Here is a 556-nt window from a genome sequence, read left to right as displayed (position 1 = left end):
GTCCACGGCCGCGCCGAGGCCCACGGCCTGGGCGATCGGCGGTGTGCCCGCCTCGAACTTGTGCGGAGCCGGGGCGTACGTCGAGGAGTGCATCGAGACGGTTTCGATCATCTCGCCGCCGCCGAGGAAGGGCGGCAGGTCCTCCAGGAGTTCCTGGCGGCCCCACAGGACGCCGATGCCGGTCGGGGCGCACATCTTGTGACCGGTGAAGGCGACGAAGTCGGCCTGCAACGCCTGCACGTCGAGCACCATGTGCGGGGCCGCCTGCGAGGCGTCGATCAGCACCAGCGCTCCGACCTCCTGGGCGCGGCGCACGATGGCCTCGACCGGGTTGACGGTGCCCAGGATGTTGGAGACCAGCACGAACGAGACGATCTTCGCCTTGGGCGTGATGATCTCTTCCAGGTTGGACAGGTCGAGCCGGCCCTCGTCGGTGAGCCCGAACCACTTCAGCTTCGCGCCGGTGCGCTGCGAGAGCAACTGCCACGGCACGATGTTGGAGTGGTGCTCCATCTCCGTGATGACGATCTCGGTCTCGTGGTCCACGCGGTAGGGC

At 68.2% G+C, this 556-nt stretch carries 1 protein-coding gene; it reads right to left on the bottom strand.

The window, feature by feature from the left end; genetic code table 11:
- Positions 1-556, bottom strand: a 556-nt coding sequence (locus KUM32_RS42470) for an aminotransferase class V-fold PLP-dependent enzyme (protein ID WP_217146918.1), incomplete at both ends; no start/stop codon positions are given.

The organism is Streptomyces sp. AC627_RSS907, assembly GCF_019049165.1.
This window is presented reverse-complemented; position numbering and strand designations above follow the sequence as displayed.